This is a genomic window from Micromonospora sp. CPCC 205546, from assembly GCF_036902715.1.
Classification (GTDB): Bacteria; Actinomycetota; Actinomycetes; order Mycobacteriales; family Micromonosporaceae; genus Micromonospora.
In genome coordinates this window covers 16,323-37,191 of the sequence record NZ_JBAKHL010000005.1, presented here as the reverse complement: position 1 = coordinate 37,191, position 20,869 = coordinate 16,323, and the positions used below count along the sequence as shown (strand labels likewise).

Here is a 20,869-nt window from a genome sequence, read left to right as displayed (position 1 = left end):
GGGTGACAGGAGGTCCCGCAGCATGTCCAAGCCGCGGGAGGCTGCGGCGGCCAGTGCCTGGAGCATCACTAACCGGTTCTCTGGCGAGTCGGGCGGTGCCGGTCGCTCGGCGTCGTCCCCGCCCACCCGCTCCCGCCGCCACCAGCCGCGGCGCCGCTCGTCGAGAAGGTCCGGATCAGGATCTGGCGCACGTAGGCGTCCAGCACCTCATGGCGCGAGACCCGGCTCCAAGCCAGGTAGAGCTTGGTGAACGCGGTCTGAACCAAGTCCTCCGCCCGGTGCCAGTCGCCGCAGAGCAGATACACGGTGCCACGCATTGCGTCAGACCTCGCCGCGAAATACTCCGCGAACGCCGCGTCGCGATCACCCATCCAGGCCTCCGATCCCCGATTCGAGATAGTCACGTAAAGTCCGGCGCGCAGGGTTGCTCCTGGGAGGGAATTTCTCCGTGCCGCCAGGTCTGGCCGGACGCGGGAGACGGAGCGATGCCAGGCAGGGCGCCTTGAGCGCATGCTGTGAGAGATGAAGGTTCACCCGGCGCAGCCCCGGACAGGCTGGCCAAGGTGGGAAACGGCCGTGATCAGCGCGGACAAGCTGCCCCGCATGCAGCTTAATGAGTGACTTCCTGACAGAGGTGCCTTTCGCGCCATACTGCCTAGCTGCGTCAGACTCTCGCGGCACGCGGCTCCTGTCAGAGAACCGTTTCGCCGAGTGATGCGTCCTAACCTTGCGTGATGGACGTGGACGACGAGGAGCTGTTGCGCCTCGTCGGGAAGGGTGACCGCGGGGCATTCGACGTGCTGTATGCGCGTAACGCGCCGTGGTTGGTGCTGCGTCTGCGCCGCCGGTGCCGGGATCCGGAGTTGGTCCGGGAGGTGGTGCAGGAGACGTTCCTGACGGTGTGGCGGGCCGCAGCCGGCTACCGCGGGGACGGTGCGGCGGTGGGCTGGCTGTGGTCGGTGGCGGCCGGTCGGTTGATCGACGCGCGGCGGCGTGCGTTGGTCCGTCCGCAGAGTGTGGGGGCACCGGGCGACGACGTGCTGGCGTGGTCTCCGTCGGCGGAGGACGAGGCCTTGGCCGGTGCGTACGACGCCGAGTTGGAGCGTGCGCTGCACCGGTTGGCTCCGGAGCTGCGGGCGGTGTTGCAGGCGACGGTGCTGGATGGCCTGACGGTGCGCGAGGCCGCGGTGTTGCTGGGTGTACCGGAGGGCACGGTGAAGACCCGGGCGATGCGGGCACGTCGCGAGTTGAGGGAGGCGCTGTCGTGACCGGTTTCCATGTCGACGCCGGGGTGCTGGCGGCGTACGGCGAGGGGCGTCTCGCTGACGTCGACGCGTGGTCGGTGGAGGCGCACCTCGACCGCTGTGCGGCCTGCCGGACGAGCATCGCATCGGATGCGTCGACGGCTCTGGCGGTGGAGGCGGCCGCGGTGGCGCTGGGCGGCCGGTTGCCGACGCAGGGGCGGGTGCGGCGGGCGACCGGGTGGCGGCGGGTCAGGGTGTTGGTGGGTGCGGGGCCTGCGGCGCGGGCGGCGTGGTTGCTGTCGGTGGCCGTCACCGGGGTGCTCACCGCGGGGATGGCAATCAGCGCGACCGTGGTCCCGCCGTGGCTGCTCCTGCTGATCGCGCCAGCGCTGCCCGCTGTCGGTACGGCCCTGTCGTACGGGCCGCAGACCGATCCGTTGCACGACCTGATCGCGGGGACACCGCAGGGCGGCCTGCGGATCGTGCTGTGGCGCACGCTGGCGGTCCTCGCGGTCGCGGCGCCCGTCGCGGTCCTGGCCGGCGCGGTGACGGGCATCGGTACGCCGGGGTTGTGGCTGCTTCCCTGTGTCGCGTTGACGGTCCTGACGTTGGCGCTCGGCTCGCTGGTCGAGCCCGCGTACGCCGCGCTGGTGGTGGCCGGGGCGTGGGCGGTGGTGGTGCTGGCGCCGCCGGTCAGCGGTCTGGCGGTCCTGGTGTCGAGCGTCCCGGGATGGCTGGGGGTCACCGCGGTGGCCACGGTGGTGGTGTATGTGCGTCGGGAACGGGTGGGAAGGCAACCGGCATGACGACGGTGAGCGTCGACGGCCTGCGGGTCAGCTACGGCAAGCGAGTCGTCTTCGACGACCTGGACCTCGAGCTCGGAGTGGGCGTGCACGGGTTGCTCGGCTCGAACGGCGCCGGCAAAACCACCCTGATGCGGGTCCTGGCCACGGTCCTGCGACCCGACCGGGGTGCGGTCCGGCTGCTGGGCCACCACATCGGGAAACCGTCGGCGTTGCGGCAGGCGCGCCGCCAGTTGGGCTACCTGCCTCAGGCGTTCGGGTTCTATCCGCGCTTCACGGTGCGGGAGTTCGTCGAGTACTTCGCCTGGCTGAAGGAGATGCCGCCGGCGCGAATTCCGCTGGCGGTGGACCGGGCGATCGAGCGGGTCGGGCTGCTGGATCGCGCCGACGACCGGATGAAGCACCTCTCCGGCGGGATGCTGCGTCGCGTCGGCATCGCCCAGGCCATCGTGAACGACCCGCGGCTGCTGCTGTTGGACGAGCCGACCGCCGGCTTGGACCCGGAGCAGCGGGTGCAGTTCCGGGCGCTGCTGCGGGAGTTGGGCCTGGACGCAGTCGTCCTGGTCAGCACACACCTGGTCGAGGACGTCGTGGCGGCGTGCATCCGGGTGAACCTGGTCGACGGCGGGCGGCTGGTCTTCACCGGCCTTCCCGAGGAGCTGATCGCCGCCGGTGGGGACGGCGACAGCGGCGACTCCCCCATCGAGCGCGGCTACACGGCGGTGCTGCGCGGTGCGCGGACGGCACCGCGGTGAAGCGCGCGCTGAGGGCGGAGCTACGCCGCGGTACGGCGCCCTTCGCCGCTGCGGCGATGTTCGGCGCCGGCGTGTGGATGCTGGCCGTGCACCCGGACGACTGGGCCGGCCGGTGGGCGGGCCTCGCGAACTACCTGCGGGTGTCGCTGCTGATTCTGTGCGCTCTCATGATCGCTGCCGGGGCGTGGCAGTCCGGGCGGGAACGGCGGCGCGACATCGACGAGCTGATCGCCTCCACCCCCCGCCCGGGCTGGCAACCACTGGTGGTGGCCTGGCTCGCCGTAACCGTGGCCGGCGCCGCCGGACTGCTGCTCGCGTTCGCAGGGGCGGCGGTGCTGATCGCCCGGGTCGCGACCTACACCGGCGGAGGCTGGTGGTGGACGCTGACCGTCGGTGTCCTCGCCCTGACCGCCGCCGCCGCGGTCGGCCTCCTCGTCGGCCGGCTCGTACCGCTGCGGGTGGCGGCCCCGATCGCCGGCCTCGCCACATACCTCGGCCTGGCCATCATCACCTACTGGGACGGCACGCCCGCCGCGTGGCTCTCACCGGTCTACGGCGGCTGGGCGGTGTACTCACTCGTTCCCGGCCGGGTCACCGTGTTGCAGGCAGCCTGGATGGTGGCCCTGACGGTCCTGCTGCTCGCCGCCGCCGCGCGGCAGCGGCGAGCAGCCCTGCTGGCCGGCGGACTCGCCGTCGCCGTCGCCGTGCCGATCACCACCGGGCCGGGCACCCACCGCCTCCCGGCCGACCCGGCCGCGGTCGAGCTGGTGTGCACGAGCAGCGGCCCGCAGGTGTGCCTCTCCCGGATCAACGCCTTCCTGATCGACGACGTCACCAAGGTTGTGCAGCCGATCCTAAGACGTCTCGACGGGATACCCGGAGCGCCCCGGCGGGCGGCCGACCAGGCCGCCCAGCCGGCCCGCCAGCCCATCGAACGGAACGACGACACGGTCTGGCTCAACCTCGACTACCAGTCCACGGCGCTGGGCGGCCTTGCCAGCCGGAAGAGCCTGCGGGCGGACTTCCGGCAGGTGACCCGGGCCAGATGTGAGGACCCGATCGGGGTACGCAGAATCGACCAGCGAATCTACCGGACCGACACCCTGGCCACCGACTGGATGCTCGACGAGGCAGCGACCCCGGACGACGTGCCCCTCACCAGGCTCCGTGCACTGCCGCAGCCGGCGCAGCGCACCTGGTTCGCCGCCTACCTCGACGCCGCCCACCGATGCGACATCCCGCAACTGATTCGCCTCGGCGAGCAGCCGTGACCAGCCGCCTGCTCACGCTGCACCTGCGCTCCCGGGGCGCGTCCATGTTCGTGGCCGGTGTCGGCATTATCACGCTGCTGGCCTGGGCCGCCGGAACCTGGCTCGCCAGCAGGCCCTACTTCGACGGGCCCGCCGCCCGCGTCCCCGTGGTCGCACTCGCGCCACTGTTGGCGGCACTACTGCTCGGGCCCACCCTCGCCGGCGCTGACGAGGACCTCGATCGCAGCACACCCCTGCCTTGGCGGGTCTGGCGAGCCGGTCACCTTCTCCTCGCCGCCCTCGTTACCGTCATGGCGCTCAGCCTGGCCGGGCTGCGGGAGTCCGACACGTTCGGTGCCCATGCACTGGTGCGCAATTCTCTCGGTTGTGTCGGATTGGTCGCTGGCGGCGCGGTGTTGCTCGGCGCGCGGCTGGCGTGGCTGCCCGCCTTCGTCTACGTGTGCGGCATCTACGCCGCCGCTCCACGCCATACCGGCGTCGTCGTCGCGGCTTGGGCGTGGCCAATCCAGCCCTCCACCACCACAGCATCCTGGCTCACCGCTGCCACGATCTTAACCGTCGGTGCGGCGGGATACGTGCACGGCGGGTTCCGCGCCCCGGCCGTCCGCCGCTCTCGTTCAAGAGGTGCGCCGTGATCTGCAACAGAGTCGGCGTGGGCGGCCATAGTGTGGTGTGAGGCATCAGGTACGGCCGTCGGACGAGGAACTGTGGGCTTCGATCACCGCCGGTGACGAGTCGGCGTTCGGTCGGCTTTTCGATCGGTACTCCCGTCCGGTCTACAACCACGCGTTCCGGTTGACCGGGTCGTGGTCGACGGCCGAGGACGTCACGCAGGCGACGTTCCTCGTCGCGTGGCGCCGCCGCCGCGACGCCCGGCTGGTGGACGGCTCGGCGCTGCCGTGGCTGCTGGTCGTCGCCACCAATGCGGTCCGCTCCGAGTGGCGGTCGGCGCGCCGGTGGCTGGCGCTGCTCCGGCGTCTACCGGCGGAGCGGTACGCCGATGGTGACCTCGCTGAGGAGGTTTCCGCGCGGCTGGACGACGAGCGGCGGATGGCCGAGGTCCTCGCTGTGGTCCGCAGGTTGCCGTCGGCCGAGCGGGAGGCGGTGGCGTTGTGCCTGTGGTCCGGAGTGTCGTACCCGGACGCGGCAGCCGTGTTGGGCATCAGCGAGGTGGCGGTGCGCTCCCGGGTCAGTCGTGCCCGCGGCCGCTTGGCCCGCCTGGTGCCCGAGGAGATCCAGGAGGGGAAGCGGTGAACGACATCCTTGACCTACCCGCGGAGCGGGACCTGCCACCGAAGTCGGCGCACGTGATGCGGGCCCGGATCCTCGGTTCTGTGCGCCCGCGCGCAGCTCGTACGCCACGGCTGCGAGCCGCCGTGGCGGGGGTAGTGCTGCTGGCCGTGGCGTCCGGTGTCGCGGCGGTGGTGTGGGAGCGGCCGGACCGATCGCCCGTGCAGGTGTTGGCCATGGGGGCCGGGGAGCTGTCGCCGACGCTGCGGGACGCGGCCGAGCGGTGCCATTGGTGGAACTCCCCGCAACGGCAGACCCGGCAGAACCCGAGCGAGCGACCCGTCCCGGTGTCCCTGGCCGATCTGGCGGTGGCCATCGAGCGGGGTGACCGCGCGCTGGTGTTGTTCATGAACGACGTCGGCTACGCCACCTGCGACGTGGAGTGGGCGGGAACGGCCCGGGAGTCCGGCGGGAGCGCCACCGAGCCGTGGCCGCACGGTGAGTGGCTGCCCGGGCCGGTGCAGCGACTGCTGCTGACCTCCACCGAGTCCGACGGCGGGGACGTCAGCGTCAGCGGCCGGGTCAGCCGACGCGTCCACCGGCTCGTACTCGACCACGGTGACGGCCACACCACCGCAGCGCGGCTCTCCGAAGGCGCGTTCGGCCTGATGACCAGCGACGCCAGACTCAAGGCCGGCAACGCCCCTGAACTGGTCAGCTACGACGCCAAGGGGACGGAGATCGACAGGCGTCCGCTGTTTCAGGCCGAAGACCAACTGGAGCACTGCTACGCGGGCCCGGACGGGAAGCGGATCTACGGCAAACCAACCAGTGGTTGCCGGCCGGCCGAGAAGTGGCGAGGCTAGCCACCGTCGGAGGCCGACTGGGGCTTCCGCGTTGGTCGTCACTCGCGGGTCAGCCCTGGTGGCAGCGCGTCCTCGTCGGGTCGGACCTGGCGGGTGTTGGCCACCGGGTCGCGTTCGAGGGTGTGGATCAGTGGCGTCGGGCCGCCGATGCAGGTCCAGGTGTCGTCCCAGAGCGCGGAGACCAGCCATGACCGGTCGGCGGGGAAGAACAAGTCGGGTAGCGCTCCGTGCGGGTGCCGGATGTGACCATCGGTGCGCCAGGTGAGAGCTTGCTCGGGACCGGCCTCGACCAGCACGTACGGCCAGTTCCAGTAGAGGAACACCCTCGGGGCGTGGGGGAAGACGACGTCGTGGGCGCCGGTGTCGAGGTAGGCCAGCCACCAGGGCTGGTCGGAGGTGTGCGTGGAGAGGCCCTCGATCAGGGCGTGCTCGTAGACGGCGGCGGTGATGTCGTCGGCCTGGTACGTGGTGGCGTAGGCGTCGAAGACCGGCGGGATGGCGGTGGTGATCGAGACGCCGGCAGTGGTGTGACCAGCGATCCAGCCCACGTCGGCGGCGGCGCCGATGCGCCAGTCCCGCCCGCCCTTGTTGACCTGCACACCGCCATTCAAGCCGCTGCAGCGATGGTTGGCGTGGGAATCAGGCCAGTCAAGGAACGGCGGCCCCGAGTCCCCGTTATGGGCAGTCACGCCGTACGCCTTCCCCGGGCTCGATCGATCCCGGCTCTCGCACATAGTGTCCGAGGCGCCGGCCAGCGACGGCGGAAGGCTGGGGTCGCCGTGCCCGCGGGGCCGGGAGTGGGGATGGCTGTGTGTGTTCCGCCGTGATCGTGGCTGAGTTTCGAGGTGCCACCCGCTCCCGCCTCGCGGACGCGTTGGTTGAACGGGCACGGCCCTCCTGGCCGTAGACCCCGATGCCCGGGAGGGGTGGGTATGGCTGCGTGTGTTTCGCCGAGATTGCTTGGCTGACGGTAGGAGATGCCACCCGCCGCTTCATCGTCTGCGAGATTCGGTAGACCGCTGATGGAGACCCGCGACCTGCGTTCGCATTGGTAGAAGGTGCCGGCAAATCCGAACCCACAGACGACGGCCCGACAGAAATCCGATCGAATGAAGGAGAGGCGCGAGGGTGGCGAAGCTGTGGATCGGCGTGGACATCGGCAAGACCCACCACCACGTCGCCGCCGTTGATGGCGACGGTCGGCTCGTCTACTCCCGCCGGGTCGCCAACGACGAGACCGCTCTCCTGGCGGTCATGGCCGAGGTGTCGACGCACGGCCGCCCGGTCTGCTGGGCGGTCGACGTCACCACCGGCCTGTCCGCGCTGCTACTGACCCTGCTGTGGCGGCGGCAGGTCCAGGTCCGCTACGTCTCCGGCACCGTCGCGTTCCACATGGCCGCCGCGTTCGCCGGAGAGAACAAGACCGACGCCCGCGACGCGGTGGTCATCGCCCAGACCATCCGCATGCGCCCCGATATCCCGATCCTGGAACCCTCCGACCGGCTCCTCGCCGAGTTGACCGTGCTGACGGGCTACCGCGCTGACCTCGTCGGCCAGCGCGTCGCCACTCTCTTCCGGTTGCAGGAACTGCTCACCGGGATCAGTCCCGCGCTGGAAAGGGCCGTGGACCTGAACCGGAAGGGGCCGATGATGGTCCTCGCCTGCTGGCAGACCCCGGCGGCGATCCGGCACGTCGGCGTCGACCGGATCACCGCCCTGCTCCGCCGCGGCCACGTCAAGAACGCCATCCAGGTCGCCGAGGCGATGGTCGCCGCCGCCCGGCAGCAGACCGTCACCCTGCCCGGCCAACGCGCCGCCGCCGTAGTCATTGGGCAAATGGCCACCGAGATCCTCGCCTTGGAGCAGCGCATCGCCGCTGTCGACGACCTCATCGCCGAGCACCTCGACCAGCACCAGCTGGCGCCGATCATCGGGAGTCTGCCCGGCATGGGCGCCCTGCTCACCGCCGAACTGCTGGTCCACACCGCCGGCATGACCGAGTACGACAGCCCTGCGAAACTCGCCGCCCACGCCGGCCTGGCACCTGTTTCCCGCGACTCCGGCACAGTTTCCGGCAACCATCGGCAGCCTCGCCGCTTTCACCGGCGGCTGCGGCACATTCTGTGGATGGCCGCCTTCACCGCCGCCAGGGAATGCCCCACCTCCCGCGCCTACTACGAGAAGAAACGCGCCGAAGGAAAGGACCACCGCCAAGCCATACTCGCCCTCGCCCGACGACGCGTCGACGTTCTCTGGGCTCTTGTCCGTGACCGAAAGACCTTTATCCGCCCGGCACAAACGGTCCGCGCCGCAGCCTGAACCAGCACGCTCCCCGCCGACGGAACCCCGGTCCCGCCGGCCGCTCGACCCTGCCCACCAAGATCAACCGGAGTCACATGGAGGCTCGGGGTGTGGTCCTGGGCTGGGAGAACGGGGGTGCGGGTGACGTGGGTGAACGTGGGGCACTCCCTGCCACCCCAGGTGAACGCCCAGGTCGCTAGACTAGGCCCTCGCGCCCTCGTAGCTCAGGGGATAGAGCATCGGTTTCCTAAACCGTGTGTCGCAGGTTCGAATCCTGCCGGGGGCACCTCGAAGATCAGCAAAAACGCCATCTGAGCAGCGGATACGTTCCCGCGTCGATCGGTCGACCTGTGCAGCCGGATGCCACCCGGAGCCGCCGTTTGCAGCCCTCCGTGCAAAATACGTGCAATGATCTTGGACGCTCGAACGCGGCTGTTCGTGCAGGTCAGCGCCCCGTCAGGAGTGAGCGGTCGCAGGCCCAGCAGACGTAGTTCGTTCGCCCTCGTGATCATCAGCGACCGGCCAGAAGCCGGAGTTGCGGTACGTCCCGGCTCACCATGAGCGGCGTCGAGCAGTGCCGACAGGACCCAGACGAAGGCCGGACGACGTTAGTTTGGGTGTCGAACTCGCCTGCCTTCTCCGTCTCGGGGCAGTAGTAGCCCAGGTGGAGCCGGACCCAAGGTGCCCGGGTGAGGGCAGCGCCAGGCTCATTCCGCTTGGCGTCGTGGAACGGCGCCCACCAGTAGTCGACGACTGCCCGGAGACCGGTCTGGTCACGTTCTTCGCTGTGGTCGAAGGCCGCTATGCGGGCAGCGGAGTAGTGCTGATCGAACTTGTCATCACCCGAGCAGACTGCTCGATCCGCTCCCACCTCAAAGCTCGTGGTGCGGCCGGTGCGTTGGCAGATGAAGCAGTCCAGGCTCAGCTCAAGCCGGCCACGCCAGTGGAGGTTGTGGGAGGACGAGGGGAGGGCGAGGACGGTCGTGACTTCAACGGATCGGAGCACGTCGCGATCCTGGCACGGGCTGTGGACGTACATCAGCTCAGCGCCGCGTCAATGCGCTCGTTCATCCTGCTGCGGTCCCCGTCGAGGCACTTCGCGTACACCTTGAGCAGCACGTCGACCGAGTGCCCGGCCCGCTGCGCGACCTCGGGCGCCGGCAGCCCGGCGTTGAGCCAGAGCGACACCCCGGCGTGCCGCAGGTCGTAGGGACGCCCGGCCAGGGGAGAGGCGACCCGGTCCGGGGTCAGGCTCAGCGTCCGCGCTTCCTCCCAGACCCGGGAGTACGTCGACGACGCCACCACGTTGCCCCGGTCGCTGCGGAACAGCCGCCCGTCGGCGCCGACGCCGAACCGCTCGATGTGCGCCCGCAGCATCGCCACCAGTTCCGGCGGGATCGGCACCTCCCGCGCTTCCGTGTCGCCCCGGTGCTTGAGTCCCCGGTCGTCGTGCACCTCGCCGCTGTCGGTGTAGCGCTTCCCGGCCGCCGGCCGTGACTTCTCCACCGTCAGCAGGCCCCACCCGGTTGCCGGAAGGTGGCAGTCCCGCTCCCGCAGGCCCAGCGCCTCACTCGGCCGCAGAGCCGCGAAGTAGAGGCAGGCGTAGAAGGCGACCAGGCGCTCACCGCGCCGGCCGTTCTTCCCGCGCTGGCCGACGTACGTCACGCCGGTCAGCAGTTCGCGCGCCTGACGGATGTTGACCACGACCCGGCGATCCACCTCCCCGGCCACCTTCCGCCGGGACGACCGGACCCGCAGCTTGTCGACCGGGTTGAAGTCCAACAGCTCCAGCTCGACGGCGTACTGGAGGACGTTGTAGAAGACCGAGCGTCGCCGCCTGGTCGTCGACGCCGCCGCCGGCCGCCCGTCCATCGTCAGCCCCAGGGTGTCCAGCGCCGGACGCACCACCGCGGCTTCCGCCAGCGCCGACAACGGCAGGGACGCCTTGCCGAGCCACCGCAGCGCGGCGGCGATCTCAGCCGGCCGGTCGAGTTGCCGAGACGCGGGCGGAAACTCCCAGTCCCGCAACGCCCGCCGTAGCAACGCCGGGTCAGGCCGCCCGGCCAGGTCCCGCACCAGCACCGCCGTCACGGTCGCCAGCGCGTCCGTGGTGCTCTCCCGCGACTTGGCCGCCGCGCCCGGCCACTTCATGTCGACGTACCGGCGGACGAAGCCGAGCCAGCTCACCGACTCCACCGGCACCATCAACGACTCAGGTAGCCCGGAGGCGCTGTCGAACGCCTCACCCCGGTTCGCCGCCTGCATCAGGTCCGACCGGAAGTTGTCCGCCAGCGCCCGGGTACCGAACGTCCGGGACTTCGGTCCCCTGCCCACCACCCAGCGGACGGTGTACGACTTCTTGCGACCGCCCAGGGCGTTGACCTGAATGCCCCGAATTCGTACCTCGCGGGATTTCACGCCGCCTCCCGGTGCTGCTCCAGCCACGACCGCAGGTCGCGCCGCTCGATGCGCAGCTCACCGTTGGGCAGCTTGATGCACTCCGGGGCGATGCCCAACTCACGCCAGCGGTAGAAGGTCCGCCGCGACACTCCGTTGAGCACGGCGAGGACTTCCGGAACGGTCAACAGCTCACTTTCCATGAGGGGTTCGGTCCTCCGAGTTGTTCAGGCAGCAGGGGAGAGGGGAGCAGCGGTTGCCGAAACGGCGGCGGCTGTTCGTATCCGGGCGGTGTCGAGGTCAGCGCACCAGCGGATGCGGGCGGATATCGCGCGCAGGAGGCGGTGTTCCAGGGGCGGCACGTCGGGGTCTTCGGGGCGGGCGAGTTCGAATCGGTACCGCTTCGAGCCGTCCGCGTCGTCGACGGCCTGGTCCTGCTCGTCGATGTCGGCCATCCCGCCGGCCAGGATCGCCCGGACCCAGGACCGGTTGTCGGCGCGGTGGTCGGCGAGGGTCTTGCCTGACCACTGCCGCGAGACGAGGACGCGTCGGCCGGTGAAGCCGAGGGTGGAGCGCTGGTGGACCTTCCCGGTGCACCGTCCGGGGGTCAAGCCCGCCTTGACCCCGTCCGGCTGGACGCCGTACAGCAGCCAGTTGGCGCACGTCGGCGAGCACGGTAGGACGGACAGTTCCGCGTGGAGGCGGTCGAAGTGTGCCTTCTGCGCGTCGGAGCGGGGCCGGGCCTGGTCGGTCAGGTCCTTGGTGACGTACTTCGTCACGTAGCGGATGGAGCGTTCGGCGTCCTTGGTGCCCTGCTCGATGCCGCGTGCGTCGATCCGCCCGAGCCGGGCGACGTACGCGGGCCGGCTGTCGGGCTCTTCCAGGGCGTCGAGGGCTTCGCCCCAGGTGGGCAGCGGCTCGCGCGTCTTGGGGTCGACGTACGCCTGTCGGTCGACGTCCCAGACCGGTGGCTTGTCAATTGAGTAGGCCAGCTCGTTGAACGGGGGCCACCACACCTGGTGGTAGGTGGCCGCCGCGATCTGCTTGAGCAGCCGGCGGGGAAGGGTGCCGCGGATGGCGAAGTGCGCGTGAGGCGCGAGCCGTCGTTGCAGCTCGACGGCTCCGGCGTACTGGACGTTCCAGCCGGCGGCGCGGCGGACGTTCTGCCACCACCGGTCGAGCACCCGCGCGAAGTGGATCGAGTCGAGTGCCGCGCGCCGGTAGTCGTAGCTGGCCGGGTCGACGGGGGTGCCGAGCACGTCGTCATACGGGCCGTGCCGTTGGCCGCACTCGCAGGGGGCGACGTAGGCGCCGCGCCGCAAGTGAGAGTGCACCGGCCCGTGCGAGCCCAGAGTCAGCGTGATGAGCATCGACGGCCGGTGCGTCTTGCCTGCCTTTCCGGAGTAGGCGCGGCCGACGGTGCGCGGGTCGACCGGCAGGCGTGGCAGGTCCGGGGAGTCCTGCCGCCGCCGGGTCGACCGTTTGCGCCGGGGTCGCTCGTCGCGTTCCTTCGGGGTGAGGTGGCCGCGCAGGCTGGTTTCGGCGAGCGCTTCGTCCAGCTCGGCTATCGCAGCATCGATCTCGGCCAGGTGGGCGGCCCGCTCGTCGGGGGTCATCGGCTGGTACTGCGCGGCTTCGCGCTCGAACTCCAGGTGTGCCCGGACCCGGACGAGGGCGAGGACGTCTTCCCCGGGTTGGTCGGGGCGGACGGCGGGTTCGTCGGCGAGGTGCCAGCCCTCGCGGATCTGTTGGATGCGCAGCCGCCGGCCGCGCTCCGCGCACGGCTTGCACTTGACGGCGAGGGTTGCCCCGCAGGGCACCTCAACGACCTCGGTCAGACCGGTGGCGGTGTCGGTGCGGCGCAGGGCGAGAGGACGGACGCAGACGCCGTTCTGTTCGGCGAGCTGCCTGAGTGCGTCCTTGGCCAGGGGCTTGCGCATCCGGTCCGCGCGTGACCCCGGTCGGGGCTGCTCAACGGGAGTCGTGGGGACGAGTTCAAGTTGGCTCACCGGTCACGCTCCCCGCCGAAGACGCTGCCGTTGCGGGGTGCGAACGCCGCCGCCGGTACGGGCACCAGTCCGGGCCGCCGCTCTACCGGCACCACGGGAACCGGGCGCAGAGCCGCCGGGCGGGGCTGCTCGTTGGTGGCTTCCACGGCGACGTTCACTGCCTGGCCCTCGTCGACGACGGCGAGGGTCACCGCCTGGTCTTCGTCGGCGACGTCGACGGGCGGCCGGTCGTCGACCGGGTTGTAGCCGGGCGGAACATCGCCCCAGCCGTCGGCGTCTGCCTGCTTGTCGACGGGCACCGCCGCCGAGGCGGCGGGGGTGGTGGAGAAGACGAGCTTGGACAGGCCGAGGAACGCCAGCGCCGGCACGGCCGACAGCAGCCACCCGGACACGCCAGGCTTGGCCACGGCGAGCTGTGCCGACAGGGACAGGGCGACGGCGCAGACGAGCAGGAACATCGGGTACCCGATCGACCCGCCGGTGCGGCGGCGCCGCCGGATCGTCAGCAGCGCCGCCAAGGGCAGCAGTTCGGAGATCGCGGCGTTGGCCCACCCGAACCAGTCCCCGGTACCGGTCGGAGAGTTGGCCATGGTCCAGTCGTGCACGTGGGTGAACGACGCCGCCCCGGCCAGCCCGCCCACGGTGAGGACGATGAGCACCAGGACCACGCCCTCCACCCGATCCGCGTTGGCCTTCACCGGGTCACCTCCTGCTCGTCGTTGCCGGTGTCGTCGCAGAGCCGCCGGTAGTCGCGGCCGAGTTCGCGGATGTCGTCGTCGGTGAGGTAGGCGAACCGGACGCGGACGGGTTCGCGGACGCCGTCGAGGACGACGAACCCGACGCCGGGGGCCGATTCGGGGATGCGGTCGCACAGCGCTCCCCGGTCGCGGGCACCGTCGCCGAGGACCATGTCCACCTGCTCGGGTTCGGTCAGCCGCAGGCCGATGCGGGTCGGGAACAGGTCCCGGAACGGCAGCACGTCCTTGCGGGGGTCCTGCAACGCCGCCACCACGTGCACGCCGACCGCGCGGCCCTGGGACAGGAGCAGGCCGAGGGCTTCCTTGATCCGGTCGCGGACCTTCCGATCAGTGATGTACGCCGTCAACGCCGCCAGCTCGTCGACCACCAAGACGATCAGCGGCTCATCCGGCGTCGGCGTGTGCTGCCGGGCGACCCCACGCAGCCGGGCCGCCCGCAGCCGCATCCGCTTCACGGCCTCTTCCAGGACGCCGGCCATGCCGTCCGGGTCGTCGTAGGAGAACCGGGCAAACAGCGGCACCCCGGCCGCCAACTCCATCCCTCCCTTGGGGTCGAATGCCCACAGCTCCACCAACCCCGACCTGACACCGCCGGCCAGGGAACGGATCAGCGACCACAGCACCGACCCCTTGCCGGAGTTCGTGGCCCCGGCGATGAGCACATGCGAGCCGGCCAGGCGCAGCCGGTAAGGCTGCCCGTCCTCGCGCACCCCGAGGGCAAGCCCGTCGATGTCCGGCACCTGAGCCACCGGCATCGGGGCCACGGTGCCGGCCAAGGGGTCACGGCGCAGAAATCGGATCACCACCCGATCCGGGCGGGCCGTCGAGCGGGCCTGCCCGGTGCGGAGACGGAAGGCGTAGGCGAGGCGTTCCGCGGCCTGCCCCCAGTCGTCCGGGATCTGCCCCGGCAGCATCCGGACAGTCAGTTCGTCGCCGTAGCGGTCGCAACGCACCTTGAGAAGCTGCGGCACGTAACGGTCACCGGCGAACACCGTCGCCAGCCCACACGTCGCCATCACCGATGCCCACCGGGGCCGGTAGACCACCAGAGCGCGGACGCGGCTGACGATCGGGTACCAGCCGAAGCGCAGCCACGACGACGGGTGCCACCGCCACCAGGCCGCACACCCAATGGCGACCGTGAGGACCACGAACGCCAGGACCCGCCCGCCGTACTCTGCTCGCACCCACAGAGCGGCCACGGTCGGGGTGGTGAGCCACCAGTACCGCACCGTCAGCACGGTGAGGCGGAACAGGCCCCGGGCCAGCCACCAGAACACCAGCAGCCAACCCGGAACCCGCCACGCAGGAAGGCGCACATTCATCGGCGCCACCGGGATCTTGTCGCCCGGAATGATGTTGATCAGAGGCACAGGTCACCGCCCCTGCCAGGACGGGCCAGGGTCGAAATGCAGGAGCGGCACGACATGCGACGTAGGTCGAAGCGGCACGGCTTCACCCACTCCTCGCAGCGGGGGCAGCGGATCGCGCACACCCGCGCCGAGGCCGGCGGCAACCGCAGCGCCGACCGGACGGCCGCCTCCACCTCCCGGTAGGCGTGGCGTAGACCCATCAGGCGGGTACGGGACATCAGGACCACCACCCCGACGAGCAGCGGCCTTCAGAGCGGTTCGGGGCAGGGGGAACTACGGTGGGCATCACGCCCTCCTTCACACGTGAGGGATGGGAGAGCGCGGGACGGGCCGGGACTCTTGGCGGGGAAACGACCCGCCCCGCGCGCCTAGAAGCAGTCAGGCGGCCACCGAGCCGGGCACAGTCGACGCCGGCCGGATCGCGGTGGCCCGCAGGGAGTACGCCATGCGGGAGCGGCAGTCCCCCGACGAGCGGCCCGGCTTGCAGCGCTGCGAATCCACGTACGGGGTCAGGGTCAGGCCCTCGAACTCCACCGCAGGCGGGTAACCCGGCACCGTCGACGGCGGCGGCACCGGCTGCTGCGGCGCGACCACCTTCACCTTCACCTCGGTCGACCGACCGAACTTGCCGGCCTCCGGGTCCAGGTCCATCACCCGCACCACCCAGACCCGCTCCCCGGTCTCCTTGTCCCGCGCCTGGTTATCCGCCTCACCACGCCGCTCAAAGTCGATCTGCGGCGACACACCCAGGCACAGCGCCCCGGCGGGGAACACGTACTCGGAAGGAACCGGCACCTTCAAAGTCATCGGAACCACTTCGGCAGCCTCCTAACCTCACCAGTCGTCTTCCTGACAACCGGTTGAGCTAACAAGCTACGTCAGCTTGTAAGTACAAGCAAGATCGAAGGCGAACCGATTGCACAATGTGGAGAGCTGCCCTGGTTGCCAGGACAAGCAGGGAGGAGGACGTGATGCCGCAGCGGGAAACAGCCGAGCGCCTGACGCTGGTGGACACCGTAGGCCGATGGTTCCACCTGGACCAGCCAGCGTTCATCGAACGCGGACAGACCTACTGGATCGACCGCGCGACAAGCGAACTGTGCGTCGATCGGGGAGACGGGCGAGTTACGCGGACTGCCGGCGAGATGTGCCGCTGAGCCGCCAGCAAGGTTGACGCAGGCGGATCAGGACAGAGCGTAGGTGTCCTCGATCTCGTGGCGGCTTCCCGGCATCACCAGCACCGACGTCGTGATTGGGTCGCCGGATGCCTGGTGGACGGTGATGACGACGCTCATCACCGACTCGTCGGCCGGCACGTTCAACGCCGCAGCCTCGACGTCGCTCACCCGGCGGGCGGTCATCCGCTCGGTGGCGTAGTCGGGTCGTAGGCCCTTATGGCGGGCGATGAGGTCGAGCAGGCCGCCAGCAATCGGGTCCGGCCTGGTGATGTCGGTACCGACCGCGATGTCCACCGGCACGAACGTGGCGATCAGGTCCACCGGCCCCGCCTTGGAGACGGTCCGGCGGCGTCGCTCGTAGACCGGCGTGCCCTCCGGGATCTTCAACTCTGCCGCGATCCGCGGTGAGGCGAGTACCGGGCCGACGTGCAGGATCTCCGTCTCTCCAGTCTCGTCCAGTTCGACCGCGTCTCGGGCGTAGTCGGGCGAGGTGCGGCCGGAGGCTGGTCGGCCGCGTACGAAGCTGCCCTTGCCCTGCTGGGACTCGATCCAGCCGTCCTGCTTGAGGATGCCCAGCGCCTTGAGCACCGTCGGGCGGGACACCCCGAACTCCGTACAGAGCTGGTTCTCCGACGGCAGTGCCGCACCGGGGGCGTAGTCGCCGTCCTCGATGCGCTTCCGCAGCGTGTTCAACACGCGCAGGTACTTCGGCGTCGGAATCTCGTACGCCATCGCGGGCACCCCACCTATGAACGCTGCCTGAATATCAGCAGCTTATGAGTTGTTTGCATGACAGGACAAGCAGGGTCAGCCGTTCGACGTCACATGCTCCACCGCTGCGGCCAACCATCCCGACCATGACGACGGCGCTCCCACCGACTCCGGACGAGTCGCACCCGGCCACCGACGCGGCAGGCACCTGTACCGACCGAACACCCGCAACGCTGCCTGACGCTGCGGGCACGGACCCTCCTCGCCGCAGGTGGCGCAGCGCCCGTCGGCGCTCGACGGGGTGTGCTGGTCAAGCTGCGCCTGTGCCGCCCGGAGCTGGTCGCGCACCGCACTGGACAGGTAGGTGCTCACCGGGCGGCCCCATCCGGCGGGAGCTTGCTCGCGCGTACCAGGATCTGCGCCTGCCGACCGTGACGGCCGGACGGACCGAGCCTGAATCCCTCGACCCAGATCCACTCATCCTGCGGCGGGCGGTTGGCCACCAGCCGGACTCCGGTCACCCACAACGTCACCGGCCCGTCCGACGGTAGGAGACGATCTGCTGCATCGATCGTCAGCACCGCGCCGAGTCGTACCCGAACGTCAAACACCGCGTCTCCTCATCACCGGCGCCACGTTGCGAGGCGGCGCGTTGTTGGTAGTGCGTGGCTGGATTTGAAGGCCGGCGATCTGTGCGAAGACCTCACGCCGCGCCAGCGCCTTACCGGTGGCCGGGTTGATGGAGTAGCCGGTGAGCCACACCCAGCCGTGGTAGGTCGGCTTGTCGCAGACCGAGGTAACCCGCAGCCACAGCGCGCGGTCGCCGCCGAACTGCACCGAGGCCCGGCCGTCGATGAGCACCAGGTCGCCCGGTGCCGGGACACCCGGCCGGGACGGCGCCGGCTTGCGGGGCGCCGGGGTGGGCGGGCCATTCACGGGCCGTCGTTCGGGTCGCGGTCCCACGCCAGCACCCACCCCGGGCCAGCCTCAGCAGGTCGCCGCGCGACCGGAACCCGCGCAGTCCAGGCAGGACCGCCGGGCAAGGGAACGAGTCCGCTCCGACCCGCGCCCCATCCCCCGAATGGCGGTGCGGGCAAGGGTGTACTTCCAGCCCGCGCCCGAGCAGGATTGGCAGTTGCTCGATACGTTCAGCCCCGTCATGCAGACAGGTTGTGGCACATACCGCCCAGCGACCCGGAAAATCCTTCCGGGGTCGCAGCCGACCGAGGGGAGACAGTGAACCGGTGCGCGGGACAACCAACACCCTGACCATCGGCGAGCGCGTCGCCTGGTACCGCCGGCGACGCGGCCTGTCCCAAGAGGTCCTAGCCGGGCTCATCGGCCGTACCGCCGACTGGCTGGGCAAGATCGAAAACAACCGGATCGAGCTGGACCGGCTCTCCGTCATCAAGTCCCTCGCCGAAGTCCTGGACGTCTCCCTCGGCGACCTGCTCGGCGAACCCTCGCTGCTCGACTGGACCGGCGACAGCGGCACCGAAACCGTGCCCGCCCTCCGCGCCGCCCTGATGAACTACCGCGCTATCGCCCCGTTCGGCGGCGGCACGCACGCGGAGCCGCCGAGCGTCGCCGTGCTCAAGAAGGAGGTGGGCGCCCTCTGGGACGCCTACCAGGACTCACGATTTGGATACGTCACCGGCCGCCTGCCCGACCTGCTCCACCGGGCCCAGGCCGCCGCCGACCACCACGACGGCGACGACCAGGACCAGGCCCGCCGCCTACTCGGCCTCGCGTACCAGCTCGCCGCGACCCAGCTCACCAAACTCGGGGAGAGCGACCTCGCCTGGATCGCCGCCGACCGCGGCTTGACCGCCGTCCGCCCCACCGGCGACCCGCTCATCACCGGCTCACTGTTCCGCTCCGTCGGCCACGCCCTGCACGCCACCGGCCGCTACGCCGAAGCAGTACGCCTCACCGAAGACGCCGCCGGCTACCTTGAGCCCCACCTCAAGCACGCCACACCAGCGCTGCTCTCCGTCTACGGAACCCTGTTCCTGTCCGGCTCGATGGCCGCCGCCCGCTCCAGCGACGCCGCCACCACCCGCACCTTTCTCACCGCCGCCGACCACGCCGCCGGCCAACTCGGAGCCGACGCCAACCACCTCTGGACCGCCTTCGGCCCGACCAACGTCGCCATCCACCGCGTCGCCACCGCCGCCGAGCTGGGCAACCTGCAAGTCGCCATCGACCTCGGCCCGCGCGTCGACACCGCCGGCCTACCGATGGAACGCCGCGTACGGCACGCCCTCGAAGTCGCCCGCGCCTACAGCTCCTGGAACCGCGTTGACGACGCCCAGGCCGTCCTGCTCGACGCCGAGCAGATGGCACCCGAACAGGTCCGACACCACTTCCTCAGCCGACAACTCGCCCTGACCTGGGTACGCCGGCAGCGCGGCAAGCCCTCAGCCGAACTGGTCGGACTGGCCCGGCGGCTCAAGGTGCTCGACTGAGCCCAGCCCATCTAGGCTGCCCTGGTGACGGCCAACGAGATGCCACCCATGGCAACCCCACGCGTCGCCGCAGGCGTCCTCTTCTTCGATAACGAAGGCCGCGTGCTCCTCGTACGCCCGAGCTACAAGGAGCACTGGGACATCCCCGGCGGCTACGTCGAACCCGGCGAGTCACCCCGTGCGGCGTGCATTCGCGAGATCGAGGAGGAACTCGGCCTCACCACCGCCGTCGGCCCCATGCTCGTTGTCGACTGGGCACCGGCCGAGCACGAAGGAGACAAGCTGCTCTTCATCTTCGACGGTGGTCCTCTTACTACGGAGCAAGAACAAGCCATCCGCTTCACGGACGGTGAACTTACCGAGTGGCGCTACGTGACAGCAGAAGATCTGGATCATCACGGACCGCCTCGACTCACTCGCAGACTCCGCACGGCGATCGCAGCGCGCAACAGCGGCAATGCCTCTTATGCGGAGCACGGCAGCGCCCTTTAGCCCAGTGTTTCGACACGAGTTCAAGGCGTCTCGCACCGTCGAAGCCAGGCCGATATCCCGCCGCCACTCCTCTGGCCTTCGGCCGTCGGCGCTTCGGGTTTTAGCCGGTTGGCGGCGCGGAATATCGACAAGCCCCGGGCCGCCGATGACAGCAGGTTTCCGGGGCTTGTGACACCTGGTAGTTGCTGGCAGAGAGCCGAGCAGTGTTGCGATGCGGACTCATGCCGATCGGGGGTGGCGAGCAGGGCGCTGCTCCAGGAGCCTTGCGTCGACAGCCGGGATTGTCAGGTATCAGCCTGTTCCTCCAGGGAATGAGCTACGCGCGCAGCGGAGATCAATGCATCCACGTGTGACTCGAGCTGCGCTGACAACGCAACCGCGAGAGTTTCGACAAAGAGCGCGTTCTCGGTGAGTTCAGACCGCAGGACATGGGCGGCATCTGCGGTATGAGCAACTTGGTGACGGGACAACACCAAGCTCTCGAGCTTTTCCTTGCAGTAGTCGAGTGACACGGGCTTCGGCCAGCTCGCGCTGAAGGGTTGAGATATTTTATTGAAAATATCGTTGCAGCCGACGGAGTTAAACATCCGCTTGACGCAATCAGGGTCTGGGTTGTTCCCCGTTGAGGATAAGGCCCGAGGGAGAAATGAGTCCGAGACGATGGCCTTTGCGGCTGATAGCACCTCCGGGATTCGGTGTGCCTTTTCCGATCCTCGCGTGCGGTGGTCACCTTTCATCGCCAATTCAAGTGAGGCGTAGATCGCAACTGTCCGCAACTTGTCCCCGTAGTGCATGAGCGGAATCCGTTCATGGCGGAGTCGGTCGAGCTGCTCCTCGAAGAGGGTCCGCAGGAAGGATTCAAAGCAGGCCACGGTAAGAACGGTGCAGGCTCCCCGCAGACCGAAGCATGCCGCCCGATCGTTGACCTCCGGCGGATCGCTGTAACGTCCCTCCATCTCGGCAAGCGCTCTTACAGCAGTAAGGGAATGCCTCAAGTCCTCGAGCGCTCCCAT

The 20,869-nt window shown here is 69.8% G+C and carries 25 protein-coding genes and 1 tRNA gene; 13 read left to right on the top strand and 13 right to left on the bottom strand.

Annotation, left to right across the window (positions count from 1 at the left end; translation table 11 throughout):
• Positions 1 to 68 precede the first annotated feature (68 nt).
• Positions 69 to 371, bottom strand: coding sequence for a sigma factor (locus V6U77_RS03950; RefSeq protein WP_231925795.1), 303 nt, complete (start codon positions 369 to 371; stop codon positions 69 to 71).
• 360 nt (positions 372 to 731) lie between these two features.
• On the opposite strand from V6U77_RS03950, the gene V6U77_RS03945 reads away from it, so the two are divergent.
• The 7 genes from V6U77_RS03945 to V6U77_RS03915 are packed head-to-tail and all read left to right on the top strand — an operon-like array spanning position 732 to position 6,169.
• Entirely contained in the window at positions 732 to 1,268 is a 537-nt protein-coding gene (locus tag V6U77_RS03945; protein ID WP_101413973.1) for an RNA polymerase sigma factor, read from the top strand.
• Positions 1,265 to 2,050, top strand: coding sequence for a zf-HC2 domain-containing protein (locus V6U77_RS03940; RefSeq protein WP_334604790.1), 786 nt, complete (start codon positions 1,265 to 1,267; stop codon positions 2,048 to 2,050). Before V6U77_RS03945 ends, V6U77_RS03940 begins: the two co-directional genes overlap by 4 nt.
• Positions 2,047 to 2,802, top strand: coding sequence for an ABC transporter ATP-binding protein (locus V6U77_RS03935; protein ID WP_334604789.1), 756 nt, complete (start codon positions 2,047 to 2,049; stop codon positions 2,800 to 2,802). Before V6U77_RS03940 ends, V6U77_RS03935 begins: the two co-directional genes overlap by 4 nt.
• Complete coding sequence (locus V6U77_RS03930; RefSeq protein WP_334604788.1) at positions 2,799 to 4,073, top strand: hypothetical protein; 1,275 nt, start codon at positions 2,799 to 2,801, stop codon at positions 4,071 to 4,073. The genes V6U77_RS03935 and V6U77_RS03930 overlap by 4 nt, the downstream gene beginning before the upstream one ends.
• Positions 4,070 to 4,708 (top strand): hypothetical protein, encoded by a 639-nt coding sequence (locus V6U77_RS03925; RefSeq protein ID WP_334604787.1) that lies wholly within the window; start codon positions 4,070 to 4,072, stop codon positions 4,706 to 4,708. The genes V6U77_RS03930 and V6U77_RS03925 overlap by 4 nt, the downstream gene beginning before the upstream one ends.
• Before the next feature lie 37 nt (positions 4,709 to 4,745).
• Entirely contained in the window at positions 4,746 to 5,327 is a 582-nt protein-coding gene (locus V6U77_RS03920) for an RNA polymerase sigma factor (protein ID WP_334604785.1), read from the top strand.
• Positions 5,324 to 6,169 (top strand): hypothetical protein, encoded by an 846-nt coding sequence (locus V6U77_RS03915; RefSeq protein WP_334604784.1) that lies wholly within the window; start codon positions 5,324 to 5,326, stop codon positions 6,167 to 6,169. Before V6U77_RS03920 ends, V6U77_RS03915 begins: the two co-directional genes overlap by 4 nt.
• 38 nt (positions 6,170 to 6,207) lie before the next feature.
• Here the strand turns inward: V6U77_RS03915 and V6U77_RS03910 are convergent, their stop codons facing one another.
• Positions 6,208 to 6,768 (bottom strand): hypothetical protein, encoded by a 561-nt coding sequence (locus tag V6U77_RS03910; RefSeq protein WP_334604783.1) that lies wholly within the window; start codon positions 6,766 to 6,768, stop codon positions 6,208 to 6,210.
• Positions 6,769 to 7,297: 529 nt separating this feature from the next.
• Here V6U77_RS03910 and V6U77_RS03905 point away from each other — a divergent pair.
• Both V6U77_RS03905 and V6U77_RS03900 read left to right on the top strand, forming a co-directional pair.
• Positions 7,298 to 8,488, top strand: coding sequence for an IS110 family transposase (locus V6U77_RS03905; RefSeq protein ID WP_334604781.1), 1,191 nt, complete (start codon positions 7,298 to 7,300; stop codon positions 8,486 to 8,488).
• 195 nt (positions 8,489 to 8,683) lie between these two features.
• A tRNA-Arg gene (locus V6U77_RS03900) sits at positions 8,684 to 8,756 on the top strand.
• A gap of 225 nt (positions 8,757 to 8,981) precedes the next feature.
• Here the strand turns inward: V6U77_RS03900 and V6U77_RS03895 are convergent.
• The 6 genes from V6U77_RS03895 to V6U77_RS03870 all read right to left on the bottom strand — a co-directional run bounded on the left by V6U77_RS03895 (position 8,982) and on the right by V6U77_RS03870 (position 15,007).
• Positions 8,982 to 9,476 carry a hypothetical protein gene (locus V6U77_RS03895; protein ID WP_334604780.1) on the bottom strand — a complete coding sequence of 165 codons (495 nt, stop codon included), beginning with the start codon at positions 9,474 to 9,476 and terminating at the stop codon, positions 8,982 to 8,984.
• 32 nt (positions 9,477 to 9,508) lie between these two features.
• The gene (locus V6U77_RS03890; RefSeq protein WP_334604779.1) at positions 9,509 to 10,888 is read right to left on the bottom strand and encodes a tyrosine-type recombinase/integrase; all 1,380 of its coding nucleotides are present in this window, start codon (positions 10,886 to 10,888) and stop codon (positions 9,509 to 9,511) included.
• Complete coding sequence (locus V6U77_RS03885; RefSeq protein WP_435820160.1) at positions 10,885 to 11,055, bottom strand: helix-turn-helix transcriptional regulator; 171 nt, start codon at positions 11,053 to 11,055, stop codon at positions 10,885 to 10,887. The genes V6U77_RS03890 and V6U77_RS03885 overlap by 4 nt, the downstream gene beginning before the upstream one ends.
• Positions 11,056 to 11,094: 39 nt before the next feature.
• Entirely contained in the window at positions 11,095 to 12,807 is a 1,713-nt protein-coding gene (locus tag V6U77_RS03880) for a replication initiator (protein ID WP_334604776.1), read from the bottom strand.
• A 65-nt stretch (positions 12,808 to 12,872) separates the two neighbouring features.
• Entirely contained in the window at positions 12,873 to 13,574 is a 702-nt protein-coding gene (locus tag V6U77_RS03875; RefSeq protein ID WP_334604775.1) for a DUF2637 domain-containing protein, read from the bottom strand.
• Positions 13,571 to 15,007 carry an FtsK/SpoIIIE domain-containing protein gene (locus V6U77_RS03870; protein ID WP_334604774.1) on the bottom strand — a complete coding sequence of 479 codons (1,437 nt, stop codon included), beginning with the start codon at positions 15,005 to 15,007 and terminating at the stop codon, positions 13,571 to 13,573. Before V6U77_RS03870 ends, V6U77_RS03875 begins: the two co-directional genes overlap by 4 nt.
• A gap of 54 nt (positions 15,008 to 15,061) precedes the next feature.
• On the opposite strand from V6U77_RS03870, the gene V6U77_RS03865 reads away from it, so the two are divergent.
• Positions 15,062 to 15,190 carry a hypothetical protein gene (locus tag V6U77_RS03865; protein ID WP_334604773.1) on the top strand — a complete coding sequence of 43 codons (129 nt, stop codon included), beginning with the start codon at positions 15,062 to 15,064 and terminating at the stop codon, positions 15,188 to 15,190.
• 195 nt (positions 15,191 to 15,385) lie between these two features.
• On the opposite strand, the gene V6U77_RS03860 is transcribed toward V6U77_RS03865, so the two are convergent.
• Entirely contained in the window at positions 15,386 to 15,814 is a 429-nt protein-coding gene (locus tag V6U77_RS03860; protein ID WP_334604771.1) for a hypothetical protein, read from the bottom strand.
• A 164-nt stretch (positions 15,815 to 15,978) separates the two neighbouring features.
• On the opposite strand from V6U77_RS03860, the gene V6U77_RS03855 reads away from it, so the two are divergent.
• Positions 15,979 to 16,164, top strand: a complete 186-nt coding sequence (locus tag V6U77_RS03855) for a hypothetical protein (protein ID WP_334604770.1) — start codon at positions 15,979 to 15,981, stop codon at positions 16,162 to 16,164.
• Between the two features lie 27 nt (positions 16,165 to 16,191).
• Here the strand turns inward: V6U77_RS03855 and V6U77_RS03850 are convergent, their stop codons facing one another.
• The 3 genes from V6U77_RS03850 to V6U77_RS03840 all read right to left on the bottom strand — a co-directional run bounded on the left by V6U77_RS03850 (position 16,192) and on the right by V6U77_RS03840 (position 17,832).
• Positions 16,192 to 16,917: a GntR family transcriptional regulator gene (locus V6U77_RS03850; protein WP_334604769.1), complete on the bottom strand. Its 726-nt coding sequence runs from the start codon at positions 16,915 to 16,917 to the stop codon at positions 16,192 to 16,194.
• A gap of 347 nt (positions 16,918 to 17,264) precedes the next feature.
• Positions 17,265 to 17,477 (bottom strand): hypothetical protein, encoded by a 213-nt coding sequence (locus V6U77_RS03845; RefSeq protein WP_334604768.1) that lies wholly within the window; start codon positions 17,475 to 17,477, stop codon positions 17,265 to 17,267.
• Between the two features lie 22 nt (positions 17,478 to 17,499).
• The gene (locus V6U77_RS03840; RefSeq protein ID WP_334604767.1) at positions 17,500 to 17,832 is read right to left on the bottom strand and encodes a hypothetical protein; all 333 of its coding nucleotides are present in this window, start codon (positions 17,830 to 17,832) and stop codon (positions 17,500 to 17,502) included.
• 308 nt (positions 17,833 to 18,140) lie between these two features.
• Between V6U77_RS03840 and V6U77_RS03835 the strand changes: the two genes are divergently transcribed.
• Both V6U77_RS03835 and V6U77_RS03830 read left to right on the top strand, forming a co-directional pair.
• Positions 18,141 to 19,364: a helix-turn-helix domain-containing protein gene (locus tag V6U77_RS03835; RefSeq protein ID WP_334604766.1), complete on the top strand. Its 1,224-nt coding sequence runs from the start codon at positions 18,141 to 18,143 to the stop codon at positions 19,362 to 19,364.
• 24 nt (positions 19,365 to 19,388) lie between these two features.
• On the top strand, positions 19,389 to 19,856 hold the full coding sequence (locus tag V6U77_RS03830) for an NUDIX hydrolase (protein WP_334604765.1): 468 nt from the start codon (positions 19,389 to 19,391) through the stop codon (positions 19,854 to 19,856).
• Positions 19,857 to 20,140: 284 nt separating this feature from the next.
• On the opposite strand, the gene V6U77_RS03825 is transcribed toward V6U77_RS03830, so the two are convergent.
• A complete protein-coding gene (locus V6U77_RS03825; RefSeq protein ID WP_334604764.1) occupies positions 20,141 to 20,869 on the bottom strand; it encodes a HEPN domain-containing protein in 729 nt (242 codons plus the stop codon).